We start from the raw sequence: 18,418 nt of genomic DNA on the forward strand, positions 1-18,418 counted from the left end.
ACTCCCAACATATGATAACACAAGCATTTGCACTTATAAATACTTATATTACATTGTCCAACAAGTCAAGTGACGCTGCCTTGACATTTTCCGTTTCAAGTCATCAAGCTTGTTAATTAGTCCTTCGACTATAAAACACGAATATAATGTTTTATAGTCGGTACATCTAAGATGGATTTGTCATAATAAATATACCTGAATACAAGATCCAAGCATGTTTATTTATGTTTATCTACCTCTCATTATCTCTGGTATACTATCTGCATAAAGAGGGAATGAGTATTTTAGTCTGTATAAGTCTCCTCGATCGGTTAGAAAATCTACGCTGAGTGGTTGTCCATCGTCGTTGAAGACTCTTCTTACTATCTTGATTAATGCTGATGGATCGTCGGGCGATAGTCGGAACTCAACGCGTTCCAGGCTGCTGGCTTGGACAATATCAACTGTCTCTGTACACCATGTGGGCTTTTTCCCAAGCTGGCGCATGGTTTGATAGAGGCTTGTTGTTGGCTTCTCTAGCTCTGGCAGTGCATCTACAATCCAGAATGGTATGTATGTGTCGCTGATTGCAATCACTGTGTCTTTATCGAGTTTTTGCAGTGTGCGGTAAAAAACTACCTTGTCTCCTGGCTCTATATCTAGTAAGTTCGCAACTTCTTCATCAGCGTATTCGACCTTCAATGTTTTTACTTCTTTGATTGCTGGTTGCTGTATTCCTTGAGAGATGTCGAGGGTAAAGCCTCCCTGCCTATTAGAGAGTATGCGGTGCCTGATGTTCATATCGGCTATTCTGTATTCATTGATAGCGGCATTGTTCGGCCAGGCTCTCTCTTTGATGGGTAGTACCTTTATAAGCCCTTCCATTGCCAGTCTGAGTATAAGCAGTTGGGTGCTGTTATTGTTGATCTGGTATGTCTCTTCGATCTCTTTGGGAATGAGCTGCTGGTCTACCTGATATTCTCCGGCCAGGATTTTCTTACGCATATCTAAGTATGCCTTCGTTGCTTTTGCTCCCATCCGCAGCTCTGGTGGTGGCGTGTTTAAGATGTCTTGTGATGATGGTCCTCTCATATTTATTTCTCCTCCTCACACTGGTTTAGTAGTTGTAAAATTTTATTTGTTTGCTTAAACATACTATCAGTAAGCTTTTCAATAAGTTCTCTGCCTTTGGTTGCATTGGCTTGTTCTGGAGCTCCCCATATACCTGTTTTACTGACTGTACGAATACCTATAGATTGTAGTACCGCTTGCGTCTTGGCTGGCTGTATATCCGGTTCATAATGGTCATTTGCCTGTATAGGATGATGAATTAGATTAGGCCAGTATGCTTGAATAACAGATGTTTCGATTGCTCCTGCATGAACATCACTAACTGTTGTGGCATTGTTGGTTCTCCATATTTGTCCTACTTCAGATGGAGAAGGTATAACTGCTGTGGGTATGTTTTCTCTTGCAGTAATTTCTGTCGCTAAAGATCCAAGAATGCTGTTGCCTCCATGCCAGTTTACAAGAATGAGTAAGCTATGCGTTTTCCATGCCTCAAGGCTGTATGCAACATCATGCAATATAGCAGATAGAGTACTTACATTTAACGCAATTGTACCTGGTCCCTTATGCTCCCAGGAGGAACTAAAAGGGATTGCAGGAAGTAACAATGCTTCAGTGCCATTAAATAAAGATGCTAAATTTTGAGCAAGTAATTGAGCAATTCTAAGATCAGTATCTATAGGCAGATATGGGCCGTGTTGTTCTAAGCTCCCTATTGGAAGAATAAATATCCTTCTTCTATCTGTGAAGACACCGGTTATTGCCACATCAGTATTCATATCAATCCTCCATTTCCTTTCACACGCCCTCTTTGTATGAGGTTATCTAACTCCTATTTCCTTTATTAAGTATATCATAACAGTACTTTGATCTGATATTCAATATCAGCCTTTGAAAGTGTTGACTTTTGATGGCGTGGCAGTGTATAATTCGAGTGTGGTGATATTCAATATCAGATTTTGAAAAGCTTAAATGGTTTTGCTAACGGACGGCGATTTATGGCAAGCCATTAGGCCATTGAGGTTTTAGAGATAGGGAGGTGCTTATGTATAACAGAAAAAACTACCAGGATACTGAGTATGTAAAACGTCCTAAGCATGCGAGCGTCTCATTCCATGTTAACGGGTGCCAGGACTGCGGCGTGCATATCCATTCCAAAGCTGTGATTAATCGGTATGGTGGCCGGTGTCGTCGCTGTTGGTCATCTCTGCATGTTGGTGTTGTTACTGATGTGGTGGTGGGTTAATGGGGATTTTACGGGCACAGCCATTGTATGTTCATATATTCATCTCTGACTCACTTCTGGACGTCGAGCCAGATGTCTCGGAAGAAGCAGCAGCAATTTCTGTGAGTGCGGCGGTTCGTGCGGTGATGGTCCGTCATGACATTACATCGGCTGGTGTGGTCTATGTTCGATCCAGTGATCATGAGATGTGGTTACATGATGTTTCTGTGTCTGAGTGTGGCATTTCGTATGACTTTCCTGTGAAGCGGTCGTTAGGAGCGTGAGGAGGTGGCCTATGCGTCGTCGTTTTGGTCAACCCGTTAATCAATACTCTCATGAGTATCATTTGTCTCGAACGGTTCAGTGCGTGGAATGTGGCGTGGAGCTGCACAAGGATCACCATTTTGTCTTGCGCGGTCGTCGGTGTGTGACGTGTTGGCAACAGTCTGAAGTCAGTGAATGTGGTGTCGTGGTGTATACGGCAAGCCATTAGGATGTGTTGGTGTTGTTGTGACGCCTGGAAGCAGGCGGGAAGGAGTCAGCCTATGAATATTGTCTACATTTTTGCCATTCTGTTGGTGCTCGGCATTTTGTTTGCCTTTGGTGTGGAACGTCTGCGTATGGTTGGAATTGGTCTGCTGACGGTTGTTGCTCTGGCGTGTGCGTATGTGTGGTTAGGTCATCTCCATATTCCGTAGGGGGTGGCTATGAATCGTGGGAAGTGGATGCGGCATACGTGCGGCTATCGCTTGTGGTCGTATGTGCAGACGGTGCTTAGTGGCAAGGTGATGGTCAACTATCGGGATGGGGTGAGGGATGAGCCGGGTTTGATTGTGTCGTGTTGTCCTGGGTGTGGGCAGGGGTTGCAGATGTGGTGGGATGATCCGACAGGGGATGTGGTTCGTGCGTGGGAACAGCGATTTCAGCGGATGATTGATGAGGCGGTTGGATAAATGATTCCTGGTTGGCAGGCCGGATACATGACGGGGCAGGTGGATGGTTGGGGTGCGTAGGAACAGAGTGTGGTGGGGATGGTGGCCTGAGCTCTGTACATACGCACATTTTTACGTCTAGACAACATGATGAATTGCAGTCGATGTGATGACTGATTGGAGGTTGCCCATGAATATGAATGCGATTGTGTTAAATGCTGACGTGCTTGAGAGCACTTTTTATGATCAGGTGACGGGTGCACCGCGTCAAGGCCATTCGGTTAAACTGACCGTCATTGATGCCGATACCTATGAAAAATATGAATGCCAGTTCTCTGGTGGGTTTCCTGAACTGGATGAGTTGAAGCAGTTGCGTCAGGTCAATGCGACGCCTGAGCAGTGTGATGAGGTCGTCAATCGGTTGCGTGCGAATCTGCCCACCACTATGACCACCTTGAATTTTGATGTGGTCAAGGTCAAGGGTAAAGGGTCGTTTTTGACGCTCGTCTGCCGTTTTGCGCAAGTGGCTGCGGTTTAAGTAGGAGGTGCCTATGAAATTATGGCAACAGGCCAGAGGGCAGCAAGAAGCCTGGATACGGGGTGCAGAACACGTGGTCTTGCGCATGGTGTCGTTTGTGTTCTCGGTGGTCTCTGCACATGCGATCCGTTGGATTTTTTCTCCACTGGATACCACAACCGGGGCTGATATGCTTCAGCCCTATGTGACCTGGGCTGCGGCGGCGGGCTTTGGTATCCTGGGCTACTTTGTCAGTCGTGGCCTCGCCTATCGCCTGATGAAAAAAGAACCATTTTGGGCCTATATCCCGATTTGTCTGGTGGTGGAACTGGTCGAAATCTTTGCGAATTATGCGCAAGCGGCGGACGTGATCCAGCATGCGGCCTGGATACATTCAGCACCGGAAGGACAACAAGGGGTGTTGATCGTCGCGACCTATATTGTGCTCTCGATTATTCCGCTGGCGTCGGTCTTCCTGGCAGTGGTTGATATGGACCTGGAACGCAATAAGCAAAAAGTCCCCGGTGCTCAAGCTCAAGTGAATGTGGTTGGTCAAGGTGCCAGTGCTGCACCACGGCGTCCACAGCCACAAGTCCCGGCACCACGACCACAGCCACAGGGGCCGGTACAGGGCGCACCACGTCCACAGGTTGCTCCTGGAACACCCCCACAACGAGGTGCGCTCAACCCTTCTCCGGGGGTCCGTCCACAGCCCCAGCCAGTGGGAGCGACCTCCTAAGTGTGGACCCGGTTACTGGTGCCTTGCTGGTGGCCGGTGGGCGGCGGTTATCACGTGAAGAGGCCGAGATGGTTCGGCAAGCGTTGGCCGATGGGCAGGATGTACAGTTTGCGAATCGGCACCAGTGGCGACATTTTCAGGTTCGATCCTTGTAGGTTGGCAGATATGTTGAGAGTGACCTGGGCGCGTGTGGAGGCTGTGCAGACGGCCGAAACCGCGCCTTTTGACAGATTGGAGGGAGCCTATGAGCTACACCTTTGAAGAACAACGCATCGATTATGGATGGATCAAACAAATGGCGAAACAGCAGGGCGTGTCCGTCAATGACTTAATTGTCCTGGCTCCGCAAAACGATCCTTTTTATACTGGGACGCCGACGGATGTGGCCTCTGGTCAGTGGTTCGCCGAGCTCTGGCACCATATTGGAGATGAACGGATGCATATCCGACGGGTCCATTACTGGTTGGTGTCGCAGGGGACGGCGAAACTGTCTAATGGCAAGCCATATGAAAACACCGTAGAATGTTGGGACGCGCTCAACGCTGCTTCTAAGGCGGCTCGATACCTGGAACTGGTTGATCCTGGGGCCTTTAATGATCGCCGCACACCTGAGACGATGATCTATGCGACGGATCGCAAAGCAGAACCATATGTGGCCGTGAATGGCTACCTCTCGCGTGCGGGTATTACGCTGCCGCCGTTTCCTGAATTGCCAGACTATTCGGTGTATGGTTATTATCCTGAACAGGCTTATCACCTGGAAGTCTGGTGTGAAAAGTCCACCATGAATGATGTGCTTGGCCCGTTGTGTGAACGATATAACGCGAACCTACAGACTGGTATGGGGGAGATGAGTATCACGGCGACTCTGGCCCTGGTCCATCGTTTACAGCAAGCCAATAAACCGGCGCGTATTCTCTACGTCTCGGATTTTGATCCGGCTGGTCAGTCGATGCCGGTGGCGATGTCGCGCAAAATTGAGTACTTTGTGCGGCGCTTCGGGCTGGCTCTGGATATCCGCGTCTTCCCGGTGGTGTTGACATTGGAGCAAGTCCAGCACTACGGGCTCCCTCGGACACCAATTAAAGAGACGGAACGGCGGCGTGGTGGCTTTGAAGCTCGGCATGGGGAAGGGGCCGTAGAACTGGACGCCTTGGAAGCGCTCTATCCTGGGGCGCTGACGGCGATTCTCTCCGAACATATTGAACAGTACTATGATGTTTCTCTGGCCGAGCGAGTTAAGCAGCAGCAGCGGGCGCTTGAGCAGCAACTCAGTACGCAATGGGAGTGGGTGATCCGGGGCTATGAGGATCTCATCCAGGCGTTTCGGGATGAGTATGAAAGCATCCAGGTCGATGTCGAGCAACGCCTGGGCGACTTCAGCGGCCGATTGCGCGGGGTCTGGCACGATATCCGGCTTGAACTTGAGCGCGATCGGGATTTAGTGGACCAATATCCGGCCCCTGGTCCAGAAGAGGCGGTGGAATTGGGTGATGGGCTCTACAACTCTGAGCGCATGTATGTGGAGCAGATTGAGGCGTATAAGCAGTTCCAGGGCCGCTCTTAGCTGCATGAAGAACCGGCATCTGTACCCGGCCAACTGGGAGGAATTGGCCTGGGACTGCAAGGAACGTGCCGGGTGGTGCTGCGAACACTGTGGGATTGCGCATGGGGAGCTGGCGGTGTCGGAACGGACGGGCGTGGTCTACACAGTGTATCTTGCAGCAGCTCACCTGGATCATGATCCCTGGAACCCGGAACCACGATTAGCGGCGTTGTGCCCTTCCTGTCATGGTCGCTATGACTACTCCTGGCAGGAACGCCAACGCTGGCTTGAGTTAGAAGTGTATCGTCATCGTCTGAGCGTCGAAGCCTACCAGGGGGACAGGTCAGATGATTGGACTGAGGGAGGTGCGTATGGGTGACTATTCTCAAGAGATTGATATCACGGTGTATGGACATACCGTCCAGTTTACGCAAGAAGAGCTCTACGCTTTCCTGTTTGGTGAGGTGATGGATGTGTGGACACGACATCCTGAATGGACGTGTGAACAACTTACGGCTGCATTAGTTGAGGAACAGTGGGGCGTGTATGAAGAGGTCTGGCAGCTTGTGATTGCGGTGGATCAAGCCAGGGGGTAGGGATGAATGTGTCCCGTCCTTTTAAATGGCAAGCCATTAAAGATGATGAGGAGGAATAGCATGGGAAATCGCTTCATTACAGAACGTCATCTTCGCGAAGGTTACAGCGCGCAACGGATATCACGGCGTCTTAACGAGGGGGATTTTGAACCGCACCACTTACAGCCCTATGGGATTGAAGGTGGAAAATTTTCGTATCGGCAGATGTTTCAAGAAAATCAGTCTCGCCAGGGGAATCGCCAGAAGCATCGTGCTCCAAAGAAGTCGGCTCGGCAATCTGCACGCCACCAACTCAAGTACGCCGATGATCTCACCTGACGGCCAAGCGGCGTAGCCGACCAAGCATCCTTGGGAGCTTGAGGCATAACGTCGGCAGGCTGTTCGGCCTGCACATGGCGGGTAGCGGGAATAAGCGATGCCGCCAGGCCCGACCCATGGACCGGGTGGTAGACTCGCAGAGCGAGAGTGACCGGCTACTGACACGTTCCAATGCAGTACCCGGTCACTCTCGGCCCGTAGGGCTCACCGCGCGGTCTATGGGCGGCATCGCCCCGCTACCCGGCTACGAGCATGCTGGCTTTGGCGCTAGCCGCACCGCGTCGGGTTCTGATCGGCTGGCCCGTTCCTGGGGGCTGGCTTGTACGCGGCGGTGGGGTAGGGGCCCCGCCGAACGACGTACAAGCCTCCTGGGCCTTCCCTTGACCCTTATAAGCATATATCACACAAGTAAGAAGTGTAGCGCAAAACACCAGAAAGTAGAGGTGCTGTCTATGGGGAAAGCAATCACCATCAAAGCAGAAAAAAGACGCTGGGAACTGCCTCCAATTGAGCAGCAAGCGGATTTAGTCGAGGACTATGGGCTAGACACGCTCCTCTACTGCCGTGATCCCTGGGCAGTACGTCACCGCTTTATCAATCATGAGACGGGTGAAGAGGTGCGAGCACGCTGCAATCGTTGGAGTTGCTTACACTGCGGTCCTCGGAAAGTCGATCTCTGGCGACAACTGGTAAAAGCATCTGAACCCGTCTTGTTTCTCACGCTGACGAAAGCAGGGCAGACGGTTGAAGAGGCGGCCAGGGCGCTCACCACCTTTATGCAAGCCTTACGCCGTGGGTCAAAGGGACGAGGGAAGGGACATGTCGGGGCTCGTCCGGCCTATCCTGTTGAGTACTTTGCAGTGATGGAACGGCATTCCAACTTTGAGGAAAACGGCTTTCACTGGCACCTGTTAATCAAGGGCGTTGACAGTATTCCATACAAAGAGGTGATTCAGCCGCTTTGGCGCTCTGCCCGGCATGGGGTCGCTGAGATTGGGCACATTGAGCGTATTCGTAACCCTCGCGCTATTGGATATGTGACCAAGTATCTCACCAAGTCTCTGACCACAGGTGAGAAGGGGACACGACAAGTTGAGCGTGAGCGTAGAGTTCTGGCACAAGATGAGCAGGGACATAGTGAATATGTGACAGAAGTGGTTGTAGAGCAAGCTACCAGTAAAGCACATCGGGTCCGCTACTCTCGTCAGTTTTTCCCCGAGCGTGTGGCCGCAATGCGGGCGAAATTGTTTGAGGGTATGGAAGAATCGATGGAACAGCCTGTAGAGGGCGTTGAGGCGGTGAGTGAAGTGGATAATGGCAAGCCATTAGAGCAAGATGAGGAGGAGAGTGAGGTGGTGGAAGAGGTTCCTGTGCGTTCTCCTTGGCATTTGGTTGAGCGCTATGAGTTTACCAACGATCTCAAGGAATACAAAAAGCGCAAACGGAAGGCGCTTCTAGATGTATTGGAAGATGTGCGCGAAAACAGGAAACAGTTATCCAGACGGGTGATTCATGTGTGGGCCTATCAGCGTAGTGAACTGCGGTCTACTGATTGGCAAGTAGCATAAGGAGGTATGCCTATGGATCTAAATGAGGTTATAAACCATTTTCTTTCTGATTGTGAGATACGTGGCTTGACTACCCAAACAATTGGTTGGTATCGCAAGAAGTTACGTTTAATTGCGAGAAAGCTGGCTGAAGTTTCAAATATTACAGAACTTGAGCAGGTAAAGATTTTCCACCTGCGTCAGCTTATCTTGCATCTGATGGGGAATAAGGCAGGTGAAAATAATCCTAGAACGCCTACGCAGGATAAGCCACTATCGGCATTCACTGTACGTGGGTATGTAAGAGCTTTGAAGGTTTTTTTTAGCTGGTGTGTTGATGAGGAACTGATTGCTTCTGATCCTTCAGCCAGGCTGGTTCAACCTAAAGCGCCTGAATACTTGATTCCCACCTTTACTGTTGACCACATTGAAAAGATGCTAGCTTGCTGTGACCAAACTACTAATGAAGGTTTTAGAAATTACGTCTTGCTATTAACTATGCTTGATACGGGCATGCGTGTTTCAGAGTTATGTGGCCTGCAAGTGACGGATGTTTATGATCGCTATGTAAAAGTGTTTGGTAAGGGTCGTAAAGAGCGGGAAATTGGATTGCATCCAGAAGTAGGTAAACTGCTATGGCGATATATTCATAAATATCGTAGGCCCAAAGACCCTGAAGTAACCGCGCTTTTCCTGGGGCGTCATGGTGAGGCTTTGCAGTATGGTGGTATTAAGACCTTTTTAAAGAAAGTTAAAGATGTCAGTGGAGTCGAGGGGGTACGTGTATCTGCACACACATTCCGGCATACGTTTGCTAAGTTTTATCTTGAAAGAGGTGGTGAGGTGTTTAAACTTTCTCGTGAAATGGGACATAGTACTGTCCAGGTCACTGAACTGTACTTAAAAGATTACAGGAGTTCTGAAGCTCGCAAAGAACATACATCTTACTCGCCAATCGGTGAAATTGTGTTTTCCAAGAATAAAAAGAAGCGGGATAAGAATAAGGATACCGACTCTTAGCAATTATTGTGACCAGAATAAGCATGTCTAGGTTGGGAGATTTACAAGTCTCCTGACCTATTTTTGTTTTTCTGAGTCAGGAGACTTTATAAAAATCAGCAAAAAAATAAAGTCTTCGGAGTTATTGTTGGGTTGCTGTGAGTGATTAAACCAGCTTGTGAAGTGGCTTGAGAGAAGAGTGGGGCGAGAGGGAGTCGAACCCTCACGTCCTTGCGGACAGGAGATTTTAAGTCTCCGGCGTCTACCATTCCGCCATCGCCCCGGATATTTGTAGTACTGATACTATCATGCTTCAGGCTGCACGTCAATCACTTTTGGTGCTAATTTTTGGTTGTGGTGGCGATTTTCTCTCTTTTTCTTAGTGCTTGTCTGGTTCCAATGTGTTGTTGCATTTTAGCTTGTGCCAGGGTAGCTAAAGCATGTCTTCTTATCTTTCGTTTCTTTAGCAGAAAATACTAGTTTCCTGCATCCAATATTGACGGAGGCCGCTATCTAAGGCATAATACGAACCGTGCAGGAGTGAAAAATCGTTCATATATAGGGAATTAACCAGGTAAAAAATCATGAGTGATGGCACAAAGAGTATGAACATGTCCCCGGATCAGTTGTTGAGGGGCAGCTATGATGTTATTGTGGTGGGGGCGGGTCACGCGGGCTGTGAGGCGGCGTTAGCCAGTGCTCGCATGGGACGCAAGACACTGCTCCTGACCATGAATCTGGATAGCGTGGCGTTAATGCCCTGTAATCCTTCAATGGGTGGTCCAGCTAAAGGTCATTTAATCAAAGAAATTGATGCGTTAGGTGGTGAGATTGGTCGTAATACTGATCGCACATTTATCCAGATACGCATGCTAAATACCAGTAAGGGTCCGGCTGTTCAAGCTCTACGTGCCCAATGTGATAAGCAGGCATATCGTCTATCAATGAAGTTTGTGCTGGAGAGCCAGCCTAATCTTGAGTTGAAGCAGGCAACCATTTCACAATTGCTCAGCTATACTGGTAGCGATGGACGTCCAGTAATGAGTGGCGTGGTGACCAATAATGGCTGGCGCTATGAGGCTCCTTCTATCATTATGACGACCGGTACTTTTATTAATGGTCGCCTGGTGGTAGGTGAGAAGACGCAGCCCGGTGGTCGTGCTGGCGAGGGGCCAGCGTTGGGTATCTCTGATTCGCTGCGCGCCCTTGGTCTGGAAATGCGCCGCTTTAAGACCGGTACACCTCCGCGTATTGATGCGCGTAGCGTTGATTATAGCAAGACTGAGCCACAGCCCGGTAGCCGTGTGCCGCTCTATTTCTCACGTGATCGCGAGGCGCGCGAGGATGTCCAGCTACCCGGCGGACGGCCAAATCCAATTTATCCTGTGACAGACGAGGACCTGCATGGCTGGCGTGCCCAGTTGCCCTGCTATCTCGTACGTACGACTGAGCGGACCCATCAGGTAATTCGGGATAATCTGCATCGCTCCCCTCTTTATACAGGTGTCATTGAAGGTATCGGTCCACGTTATTGTCCTTCGATTGAGGATAAGATTGTGCGTTTCGCCGATAAGGTTTCACACCAGATCTTTTTGGAGCCAGAAGGATGGCGTACCGGTGAGATCTATGTCCAGGGACTCAATACCAGTCTGCCGGAGGATGTGCAGCTGGATATGCTGCATTCGATTCCTGGCCTGGAGCATGCCGAGATGATGCGGGTAGGCTATGCGGTGGAATATGATTATGTGTTACCGGAGCAATTGCTACCAACCATGCAGACCAAGCCGGTTGTAGGTCTGTTTTTGGCCGGACAAATCAATGGTACTTCGGGCTATGAAGAGGCGGCGGCGCAGGGCATTATGGCGGGTATTAACGCAGCTCTGGCTGCACGTGGTGAAGAGGCCTTTGTGCTTGGACGGCATGAGGCTTACATTGGTGTGTTGATCGATGATCTGGTCACACGTCCGATGAGCGAACCGTATCGTCTGCATACTTCACGGGCCGAGCACCGCCTGCTCCTACGACCTGATAGCGCGGATCTGCGTTTGAGTGATCATGCTTATCGACTGGGCTTGATCGATGAGGAGCGTTACTTCCAGGTGCTGCAGAAGCGCGCGGCAATCGAGGGAGCACTTACGCATCTTGATGGTGTGACGTTTACCTCTTCACGCCTGGTTGAGACCTGTGCTCAGGAGGTTGGTATCGCGCAACTTGGACAGATGATGACCGGACGTGAGTTGTTGCGGCGACCCGATGTGCGTTATCAGCAGGTGGCGCAACTGGCCCAGCGGGTTGAGCATGAGCGTGCCGCTCTGGCGGAGGATCCTTCAGCATTGACCGGAACCCCACAATTGCCAATGCTAGAAGATGAGGCGGCTGAGGAGGTGGATTTACAGGTTAAATATGAAAATTATATTCGTAAGCAGGAACAACTGGTGCGGCGTACCCAACGGCTGGAAGAGATGCGCATCCCTGAAACCCTCGATTATCAGGTTATCCCCCATCTGCGCACAGAGGCCCGCCAGAAGCTGATGCGTACATTACCTCGAACCGTTGGACAGGCTTCGCGCGTTGAAGGGGTGACACCAGCGGATGTTGCCATCCTGATGATCCAGTTGGAAAAACTACGTGCATTACGAGCTTCGTCTTGACACTACATGCTGAATGCGTGTACCATACACATATTACTCATCAATAATATATCAATATGCAATAGAACCAACGATGTGTGTTTCCCCCCTATATACATTAATGGTTCTTGCATACACGTAAATGATTTGATCCAGGTGCCTTTGCAGGTACCATCATATCGGGGGTTACCTCGATGCTTGTAGGTTCTCGCTATGGTTGTACGTACTGATGCTCGCCAACCTGTCTAGCGAGCATCCTGCAGGGGGTGCGCGGCAAACTGAGATATCAAGAAGAGGGGAAAACAGTGTACATTCTTGTCGTTGATGACGATCGGTTTGCGAACACGCTGGTGCAATTCGTTCTCAGTAAAGAGGGCTATGAGGTCGAAACAGCCGATAATCCACGTGGGGCCATGCAAATGATCCAGAAGCGGGAACCGGATCTGTTAATCCTTGATGTCACCATGCCTTATATTAGTGGGTTCGAGTTTTCAGCAAAGTTGCGCTCGGAAGGCTATGAAATTCCACTTATTTTTATGACGGCTCAGGATACGATTGAGGCCAAGTTACAGGGATTTAATATTGGTGCAGATGACTATATCTGTAAGCCATATAATCATCAGGAACTTGTGGCACGCGTCCAGGCTGTGATGAGGCGCATTAAAAAGAATGGAAAAGTTGGCAATCAAAGTATCAGAGGAGGGCAGATCGAACTTTTTCCAGCTGAACTTAAAGTGGTGGTTGGAAATCGTTCACCAATTACTTTAACTCCAACGGAGATGCAAGTTCTACGCGTCCTGATGAATAGTTCCGGCCAGGTTGTCAATCGGGACCATTTATTAGCTGATGTATGGAATGACAACGAAAATAATAGTAACATTGTCGATGTATATATTCGTCGTCTGCGTATGAAACTGGAGATAGATCCTGATCGTCCGCAGCATATCGTATCGGTTCGAGGTATTGGGTATAAGTTTGTTGTAAAGTAGGGGAAAGGTTGGGGCCAGGTTGCGGAAGCGTATTCAAAAACAAACTCAAATCGAAGACATGACCGATGTGTCAGTACCAGTTGTAGCCGAGTCGTCCTCTCTAGAGGAGACTGTGAATGCAACCATTGAAAATACGAGCGTTAAACGGCGGCATGCTATCGATGCAGCCATTGTCAATACTTCTGATGCTATTATTGCTATCAGGCAAGATTTTCAGCTCACGTATCTTAATCCTGCTGCGGCAACCAAGCTTGGCATCGCCAGGCAAGATGCTGTAGGTAAAAGCTGTACCGAGCTATTAGGTTGTCAAAACCTGAATCGTATGCTTTTGTGTGGGACCTCTAGCTGTCCATTGACGCAGGCACTGGAAAAACAGACTTCTCTGCCCAATGAAGAACTGATTTTAGGCACCGATCCCCTGCGCAGATTTGAGGCATCGGCCAGTGTGAATCCTATCCATCTGGTGGAGGACGATTTCTCCTACGCCATCTTTACTGCACGCGACATGTCCGCCTTAAAAGTCGCGAATCGTGTGCGCTCAAACTTTGTCTCCATGGTCTCTCATGAGTTACGCACCCCCCTCAACTCGGTCCATGGTTTTATCGATCTGTTGCTCCAGGGACACATGGGTGAGATGAATGATGAGCAGCGTATGTATTTGGGCTATACCCAGGAAGGCGTGCAGCAACTGATCTCAATTGTCGAAGATATCCTGTTTATGTCACGTTCAGATCTGGGACAGTTTGAGGTGAAGCAGCAGGAAGTTCATCTATTGGGCCTGGTTCGTCAGGTTGTGCTCAGTTTGCAGCCACAGGCCATCAAAGCTGAAGTTGAGTTGTGCCTGGATATGACAGCCAATGGGCCGGCACTCTTTATTGATCCTCAGCGTATCAAGCAGGTCTTGAATAATCTGGTCGCAAACGCCATCAAGTTTACTCCTCCAGGTGGAACCGTTACGGTAAGTGCGAGTCAGCACGATGAGCACTTCGCAATGATTTCTGTGTCAGATACTGGCTATGGTATTCCGACTGAAGATGGTCAGCATGTTTTTGAGCGTTTCTACCAGTCAAACCATAGCCAGCAATCAAAAATGGGTGGCTATGGTCTGGGTCTGTCTATTGCCAGGTTAATCGTAGAACAACATGGCGGCACCATTGGCTTTGATACCGTGGTCAATAAAGGTACCACCTTTTACTTTACTTTACCTTTATATGATGATCGCTGTGAAGTATAGGGGTGCAACTTCCAGATAGAATGGATTATGACCACAGGTTTAACTGTTGTTCCTGTTCTTCAGTTGGCTCGGTCCAAGAATTATCTTTCGACAACTTGTCAGCCTGGCGTGTTGGCTCTGGCAGGCGATAGCCCTTGCCACAGGCCAGCACATAACGAATGCTTGTCTCCAGGCTGATCAGGTGACCAGGCGAGATAAACATGGGATTGACACGTGTGCGAGTGCGGACAACTGCCCCGATGGTCTCTTTACGGTGGATTAAAGGTACCCATGAGCCAGCCTCTTCGCCAAGTTTCTCTTTATCATACTTGCCTGTCAGTAGCGATTTCGCACAGCCGATCGTGGGAATCTCTAACCAGAGTCCCAGGTGGGCGCCAATGCCCAGGCGTCTGGGATGAGCAATGCCCTGGCCATCTACCATGATCAGGTCTGGCTTCTGGCGTAGTTGTTCAAAGGCTCCAATGACGCTTGGTGCTTCCCGAAACGAGAGTAAGCCTGGCACATAGGGCATACGAATTGGCTCTTCGTAGACGTGTCGCTCTACGATTTCTAGCTCTGGATAACTCATCAGTACAACTGCGGCGCGTGCTGCGTTATGCTCTTCATTTATCGCCATGTCAACACCAGCCACAAAATGGACCTCGCCGATATGATCTTCGAGCACAATATGTTGTGCCAGTTCATTCTGTAATGCAATGGCTTCTTCGGTTTTCAGGTTCCATTCATGTAAAGGGGTACGTGACATTTTCCAATTTCCTTTTCTTCATCTCACCGTTCCCATCAATATGACGGTCTTCCTTATTATCTCACGCTTCGCGTTTGCAGCGCTTGCTTGCTTTTTGTAGATTTGCGTCCTGCGCAAGGTAACAATGATTGCATCACATAAAGGTGGGCGATAATTATGCCATGAATGGGCGATAATTATTGTTTTGCCTGTTAGTAGAAAGATTATATTGATGTTATCTGGCTTCGGCTACGAAGATCATGCGTGGGCTTTCCAAATGGAAAGTGCCTAATTCGTGATCGCCATAGACATCTTTGACGACAAAGCCGGCCTGCTCGAGCAGGAGCTCCATTTCGCTGCGCTCAAACAGATAGAGATGGGTATTGACGACCGTGCGCTGTACTGTGCCACCCTGGCTATGTCGATCATAAAAGTGGGTTAGCTCGAGTTGATGTGTGCGCGTAGCTGAAGCAGGACTCACAAAGTGGGTGAAATAGGTCCCATCCTCGTCCTGCCAGGTGCCTTGATGGAGGACCTGGCCAGTCAGTTCTTCCATATAGCGGGCATCGGCGTTGCTGATATCTACGATAAAGGTACCACCAGTACTCATGTGGGCGCGGACAGCGGCCAGCACCTTTTGCTGATCCTTACGGGTGGTGATATGCGCAAATGAGCCCAGTGCAATGATCGCCATCCGGAACTTCTGCGACAACTGGAGCTGAGTGATATCCTGCTCTACCAGTGTACAGCGGGCCGCCACGCTGGCCTCTTGTAGCGCCTCACGGGCCAGTTCTAGCATCTGACTGGAGTTGTCTACCCCTGTCACCTCATAGCCCTGTTCAGCCAGTGAGAGCATCACGCGACCACTACCACAGGCCAGCTCCAATATTTTTCCTCCGCACAGCTCGGCGAAGTTGTTATACATATCCAGATCTTCATCAAAATGCGCATGCTCAATGTCATAAAACGGAGCAATCAGATCATATTCAGGATTCATAGCTTCTACTCTATCTTTATGTCGCGCCTATCCAATCCAGCGCCTATTGTCCTTCATCATACCACCAGACAGGGACAATGCGCCGCCCGGCGATCTCTTAGTATAGCTCTGTAAACTATAAATAGCAAACGCAGAAGCAGCTTTTTAAGTAGAAGTAGTAAAAGATATAATCGTTATCTGCTGTGCATCGTCCTTTTCAGGAAGAACGTGCTACATGTATAGTGCTCTGAGTGTTTTGAGTGCAGGAAGCCTGGCATAGAGGAGCAGAGAGGAGAATGGTCTGCCAGCGTGGATGCGTTGGATGATCATGAGTGGATATGATACCTAATATCAAAGTCTTAGTAGCGATGGCCGTAGCTGGCCTGTCAGTTGTTATCGTAATCGTGGGTATAGGGGTCTATCTGTATTATATTACGCCGTCTAATGGCCTCGTCGGTAGCGCTAAAACTACGCCTTCTGTACCTGCCAATGCCAGTGTGACCACCGTGCCAGCTAACGCCACTGTACAGAATACAACCCATAATCCTTCTGGTCCCGCGAGTCAACAATTTCAGGTTGGTGCTCATCCTGTGCTGACCGTTAAAGGACATAAAGGTGATATCAATGTGCATGCGGGGAGTGCAGGTACCATCAACGTGGCTGTTTATAAGCACGGTACCCACCAGGCCCCTGATCCAAAGGTTGTCCGTGTACTGTATGATCAAGCGACGGATGCTCAGGGGCGCAAGCACATTACCGTTTCTAGCGAGCTGGCCTCTAAGGAGATTGATTATGATATTAGTGTGCCCGCCACAACCGAGGCAGAGGTTACGGTGGATGCTGGCACGATCAGCGTCAGAGGTATTGCCGCTATCGCGATTGATGCTGGCAGCGGAAGTCTGGCCCTGGATGATATCCATGGTCCAGTAAATGTCCGTACCGACAGTGGAGATATTACCGCGAAGCATATCGTGGGCGCGATGACGATGGAGGGGAGTAGTGGCTCGATTCGTGCCGATGATGTACATGGATCGCTCAAGGCCACGACCACGAGTGGTGATGTCGTCGCCGGTGATGCCGTATTAAATGGACAATCCATTCTGGAAACAATGAGCGGTTCCGTCAGTTTCAGCGGCTCTATGGCTGCTAGCGGCAGCTATCAATTGGAAACTCAGAGCGGCGATATTGATCTGACCTTACCTGAAAATGCTGCCTTTGAGCTCCATCCCAATATCAATGTAGGGTCTATAAATAACGAATTTGGCGGTGAGCAGGTAGGTCGTATGCCACGCGCTCAGATTACCGTTAACATTGTAAGTGGCTCGCTTAACCTTAATAAAGGCGACTAATTTCTCAAACATAAAGGACCCGTGCCCTTTGGTTAGTGAAGGTACACGGGTCCTTTGTGCTGTGAGTCTATCAGCTTAGATAACTGAAGGCTCGGGCACTCTTGCTCGTTGCTCGTAATCCTGCAGGCGGAACGAGCTGACAAATGCAGCAACACCTGCGATCACGGCGAAGACACCGAGAACCAATGGCAGGACCACGGCTGCTGTGATTGGCGCTAAGAGGAGGATGATACCAAAGATGACATTGATAATCCCCAATACTATCACGCCAAGGCCGCCGCCTTTGAAACCCTGAAACAATTCAATGAGACCTGTGATCAGAGCCTGGATCGCCAGAAACACAACGATGAAGGCTGGTATCATCAGAGCGCTCCATAGCGGGTGGCGGATGACTGCCAGTCCGGCCAGTATTCCAAGAACACCGGTAACGGCTTTCCATCCCCACTGATGGCGATCAATAAACATACTTACGAATGCCATAATACCGCTTACGAGCCAGAACCACCCGAGGATCTGTACCAGTAAAATCGTGGTGGTGGCTGGTGCGAATAGAAGAAGTAGACCTACGATGAACAAGGCGATGCCTTCTATCATGACTGTCCACCATGGAACAGCCGTAAAGCTTCTGGGGACGCTCGAAAATTGGGATTCCATGTCGCGTTCTCCTTGTTTCAGTGCGGATCTATCAGGCTTATCGCGCCGGATGAACGTATGATGACGACTATGATTGAAAAACTTTACCACTTCAGGATTACGAAATATCACGGCTAGCACTTAGCTCTTGATGCTTTTTCGCGCTACTTAAAGTGATCTACATAAAGCATAGTGATAAATCTCTCTATCAGGGTCGTCCAAAAGGCGGATGCTAGAGGAGGAATTATTCTGGTAGATAGAGATGATGCCTGCAATTGTACCAGGGGAGAGCATAGTGGATGGGTGTGATGTATCTCGACCTTTTGGTGGAAGTTTTTTTCGTGGTTAGCTTACGTCTACCTGTAAATAGTGCGGTTGCCCAACAGACGTCAGGCAACCACACCACATACATTAATG

22 protein-coding genes and 1 tRNA gene are annotated in these 18,418 nt (G+C 49.5%); 17 read left to right on the plus strand and 6 right to left on the minus strand.

Features of this window, described 5'->3' with window-relative positions; genetic code table 11:
- Positions 1 to 228 precede the first annotated feature (228 nt).
- Positions 229 to 1,071, minus strand: coding sequence for a GntR family transcriptional regulator (locus EL633_RS12185; protein ID WP_126627440.1), 843 nt, complete (start codon positions 1,069 to 1,071; stop codon positions 229 to 231).
- A gap of 2 nt (positions 1,072 to 1,073) precedes the next feature.
- The gene (locus tag EL633_RS12190) at positions 1,074 to 1,826 is read right to left on the minus strand and encodes a creatininase family protein (protein ID WP_126627441.1); all 753 of its coding nucleotides are present in this window, start codon (positions 1,824 to 1,826) and stop codon (positions 1,074 to 1,076) included.
- Positions 1,827 to 2,092: 266 nt separating this feature from the next.
- On the opposite strand from EL633_RS12190, the gene EL633_RS12195 reads away from it, so the two are divergent.
- The 13 genes from EL633_RS12195 (at position 2,093) to EL633_RS12245 (ending at position 9,487) form a co-directional block, all read left to right on the plus strand.
- Entirely contained in the window at positions 2,093 to 2,293 is a 201-nt protein-coding gene (locus EL633_RS12195) for a hypothetical protein (protein ID WP_126627442.1), read from the plus strand.
- A complete protein-coding gene (locus EL633_RS12200) occupies positions 2,293 to 2,556 on the plus strand; it encodes a hypothetical protein (RefSeq protein WP_126627443.1) in 264 nt (87 codons plus the stop codon). The genes EL633_RS12195 and EL633_RS12200 overlap by 1 nt, the downstream gene beginning before the upstream one ends.
- Before the next feature lie 261 nt (positions 2,557 to 2,817).
- A complete protein-coding gene (locus tag EL633_RS36525) occupies positions 2,818 to 2,970 on the plus strand; it encodes a hypothetical protein (protein WP_161982102.1) in 153 nt (50 codons plus the stop codon).
- A gap of 9 nt (positions 2,971 to 2,979) precedes the next feature.
- Positions 2,980 to 3,225, plus strand: coding sequence for a hypothetical protein (locus EL633_RS12205; RefSeq protein ID WP_126627444.1), 246 nt, complete (start codon positions 2,980 to 2,982; stop codon positions 3,223 to 3,225).
- Between the two features lie 169 nt (positions 3,226 to 3,394).
- On the plus strand, positions 3,395 to 3,742 hold the full coding sequence (locus EL633_RS12210) for a hypothetical protein (protein ID WP_126627445.1): 348 nt from the start codon (positions 3,395 to 3,397) through the stop codon (positions 3,740 to 3,742).
- 13 nt (positions 3,743 to 3,755) lie between these two features.
- Positions 3,756 to 4,460 (plus strand): hypothetical protein, encoded by a 705-nt coding sequence (locus tag EL633_RS12215; RefSeq protein WP_126627446.1) that lies wholly within the window; start codon positions 3,756 to 3,758, stop codon positions 4,458 to 4,460.
- A 2-nt stretch (positions 4,461 to 4,462) separates the two neighbouring features.
- The gene (locus EL633_RS36530) at positions 4,463 to 4,615 is read left to right on the plus strand and encodes a hypothetical protein (RefSeq protein ID WP_161982103.1); all 153 of its coding nucleotides are present in this window, start codon (positions 4,463 to 4,465) and stop codon (positions 4,613 to 4,615) included.
- Between the two features lie 89 nt (positions 4,616 to 4,704).
- Positions 4,705 to 6,027 (plus strand): CCDC90 family protein, encoded by a 1,323-nt coding sequence (locus EL633_RS12220; protein WP_126627447.1) that lies wholly within the window; start codon positions 4,705 to 4,707, stop codon positions 6,025 to 6,027.
- Between the two features lie 4 nt (positions 6,028 to 6,031).
- Positions 6,032 to 6,385 carry a hypothetical protein gene (locus tag EL633_RS12225; RefSeq protein WP_126627448.1) on the plus strand — a complete coding sequence of 118 codons (354 nt, stop codon included), beginning with the start codon at positions 6,032 to 6,034 and terminating at the stop codon, positions 6,383 to 6,385.
- Entirely contained in the window at positions 6,378 to 6,602 is a 225-nt protein-coding gene (locus tag EL633_RS12230; protein ID WP_126627449.1) for a hypothetical protein, read from the plus strand. The genes EL633_RS12225 and EL633_RS12230 overlap by 8 nt, the downstream gene beginning before the upstream one ends.
- 60 nt (positions 6,603 to 6,662) lie before the next feature.
- Positions 6,663 to 6,920, plus strand: a complete 258-nt coding sequence (locus EL633_RS12235) for a hypothetical protein (RefSeq protein WP_126627450.1) — start codon at positions 6,663 to 6,665, stop codon at positions 6,918 to 6,920.
- Positions 6,921 to 6,958: 38 nt separating this feature from the next.
- Positions 6,959 to 8,488 carry a rolling circle replication-associated protein gene (locus EL633_RS12240; protein ID WP_126627451.1) on the plus strand — a complete coding sequence of 510 codons (1,530 nt, stop codon included), beginning with the start codon at positions 6,959 to 6,961 and terminating at the stop codon, positions 8,486 to 8,488.
- A gap of 12 nt (positions 8,489 to 8,500) precedes the next feature.
- Positions 8,501 to 9,487, plus strand: a complete 987-nt coding sequence (locus tag EL633_RS12245) for a tyrosine-type recombinase/integrase (RefSeq protein WP_161982104.1) — start codon at positions 8,501 to 8,503, stop codon at positions 9,485 to 9,487.
- 179 nt (positions 9,488 to 9,666) lie between these two features.
- Here EL633_RS12245 and EL633_RS12250 read toward each other — a convergent pair.
- Positions 9,667 to 9,749 (minus strand) — tRNA-Leu (locus EL633_RS12250).
- A 328-nt stretch (positions 9,750 to 10,077) separates the two neighbouring features.
- Here EL633_RS12250 and mnmG point away from each other — a divergent pair.
- The 3 genes from mnmG to EL633_RS12265 all read left to right on the plus strand — a co-directional run bounded on the left by mnmG (position 10,078) and on the right by EL633_RS12265 (position 14,319).
- Positions 10,078 to 12,117, plus strand: coding sequence for a tRNA uridine-5-carboxymethylaminomethyl(34) synthesis enzyme MnmG (gene mnmG, locus EL633_RS12255; protein WP_246039123.1), 2,040 nt, complete (start codon positions 10,078 to 10,080; stop codon positions 12,115 to 12,117).
- Positions 12,118 to 12,401: 284 nt separating this feature from the next.
- Positions 12,402 to 13,085: a response regulator transcription factor gene (locus tag EL633_RS12260; RefSeq protein WP_126627454.1), complete on the plus strand. Its 684-nt coding sequence runs from the start codon at positions 12,402 to 12,404 to the stop codon at positions 13,083 to 13,085.
- A gap of 67 nt (positions 13,086 to 13,152) precedes the next feature.
- The gene (locus EL633_RS12265; RefSeq protein WP_161982105.1) at positions 13,153 to 14,319 is read left to right on the plus strand and encodes a PAS domain-containing sensor histidine kinase; all 1,167 of its coding nucleotides are present in this window, start codon (positions 13,153 to 13,155) and stop codon (positions 14,317 to 14,319) included.
- A gap of 25 nt (positions 14,320 to 14,344) precedes the next feature.
- On the opposite strand, the gene nfi is transcribed toward EL633_RS12265, so the two are convergent.
- Entirely contained in the window at positions 14,345 to 15,064 is a 720-nt protein-coding gene (gene nfi, locus EL633_RS12270; protein WP_126627456.1) for a deoxyribonuclease V, read from the minus strand.
- Positions 15,065 to 15,278: 214 nt separating this feature from the next.
- Positions 15,279 to 16,040, minus strand: a complete 762-nt coding sequence (locus tag EL633_RS12275) for a class I SAM-dependent methyltransferase (protein WP_126627457.1) — start codon at positions 16,038 to 16,040, stop codon at positions 15,279 to 15,281.
- Between the two features lie 317 nt (positions 16,041 to 16,357).
- Between EL633_RS12275 and EL633_RS12280 the strand changes: the two genes are divergently transcribed.
- Entirely contained in the window at positions 16,358 to 17,368 is a 1,011-nt protein-coding gene (locus EL633_RS12280; RefSeq protein WP_126627458.1) for a DUF4097 family beta strand repeat-containing protein, read from the plus strand.
- A 75-nt stretch (positions 17,369 to 17,443) separates the two neighbouring features.
- Here the strand turns inward: EL633_RS12280 and EL633_RS12285 are convergent, their stop codons facing one another.
- Positions 17,444 to 18,022, minus strand: a complete 579-nt coding sequence (locus tag EL633_RS12285; protein WP_126627459.1) for an HdeD family acid-resistance protein — start codon at positions 18,020 to 18,022, stop codon at positions 17,444 to 17,446.
- Positions 18,023 to 18,418: the final 396 nt, after the last annotated feature.

Origin of the sequence: Dictyobacter alpinus (assembly GCF_003967575.1) — a bacterium.
Taxonomy (GTDB): Bacteria; Chloroflexota; Ktedonobacteria; order Ktedonobacterales; family Ktedonobacteraceae; genus Dictyobacter; species Dictyobacter alpinus.

Bases quoted from the DNA above. Each gene is read 5' to 3' on its own strand.
- EL633_RS12185 (WP_126627440.1), bottom strand. From the start codon at position 1,071: ATGAGAGGACCATCATCACAAGACATCTTAAACACGCCACCACCAGAG.
- EL633_RS12190 (WP_126627441.1), bottom strand. From the start codon at position 1,826: ATGAATACTGATGTGGCAATAACCGGTGTCTTCACAGATAGAAGAAGG.
- EL633_RS12195 (WP_126627442.1), top strand. From the start codon at position 2,093: ATGTATAACAGAAAAAACTACCAGGATACTGAGTATGTAAAACGTCCT.
- EL633_RS12200 (WP_126627443.1), top strand. From the start codon at position 2,293: ATGGGGATTTTACGGGCACAGCCATTGTATGTTCATATATTCATCTCT.
- EL633_RS36525 (WP_161982102.1), top strand. From the start codon at position 2,818: ATGAATATTGTCTACATTTTTGCCATTCTGTTGGTGCTCGGCATTTTG.
- EL633_RS12205 (WP_126627444.1), top strand. From the start codon at position 2,980: ATGAATCGTGGGAAGTGGATGCGGCATACGTGCGGCTATCGCTTGTGG.
- EL633_RS12210 (WP_126627445.1), top strand. From the start codon at position 3,395: ATGAATATGAATGCGATTGTGTTAAATGCTGACGTGCTTGAGAGCACT.
- EL633_RS12215 (WP_126627446.1), top strand. From the start codon at position 3,756: ATGAAATTATGGCAACAGGCCAGAGGGCAGCAAGAAGCCTGGATACGG.
- EL633_RS12220 (WP_126627447.1), top strand. From the start codon at position 4,705: ATGAGCTACACCTTTGAAGAACAACGCATCGATTATGGATGGATCAAA.
- EL633_RS12225 (WP_126627448.1), top strand. From the start codon at position 6,032: ATGAAGAACCGGCATCTGTACCCGGCCAACTGGGAGGAATTGGCCTGG.
- EL633_RS12230 (WP_126627449.1), top strand. From the start codon at position 6,378: ATGGGTGACTATTCTCAAGAGATTGATATCACGGTGTATGGACATACC.
- EL633_RS12235 (WP_126627450.1), top strand. From the start codon at position 6,663: ATGGGAAATCGCTTCATTACAGAACGTCATCTTCGCGAAGGTTACAGC.
- EL633_RS12245 (WP_161982104.1), top strand. From the start codon at position 8,501: ATGGATCTAAATGAGGTTATAAACCATTTTCTTTCTGATTGTGAGATA.
- mnmG (WP_246039123.1), top strand. From the start codon at position 10,078: ATGTCCCCGGATCAGTTGTTGAGGGGCAGCTATGATGTTATTGTGGTG.
- nfi (WP_126627456.1), bottom strand. From the start codon at position 15,064: ATGTCACGTACCCCTTTACATGAATGGAACCTGAAAACCGAAGAAGCC.
- EL633_RS12275 (WP_126627457.1), bottom strand. From the start codon at position 16,040: ATGAATCCTGAATATGATCTGATTGCTCCGTTTTATGACATTGAGCAT.
- EL633_RS12280 (WP_126627458.1), top strand. From the start codon at position 16,358: ATGATACCTAATATCAAAGTCTTAGTAGCGATGGCCGTAGCTGGCCTG.
- EL633_RS12285 (WP_126627459.1), bottom strand. From the start codon at position 18,022: ATGGAATCCCAATTTTCGAGCGTCCCCAGAAGCTTTACGGCTGTTCCA.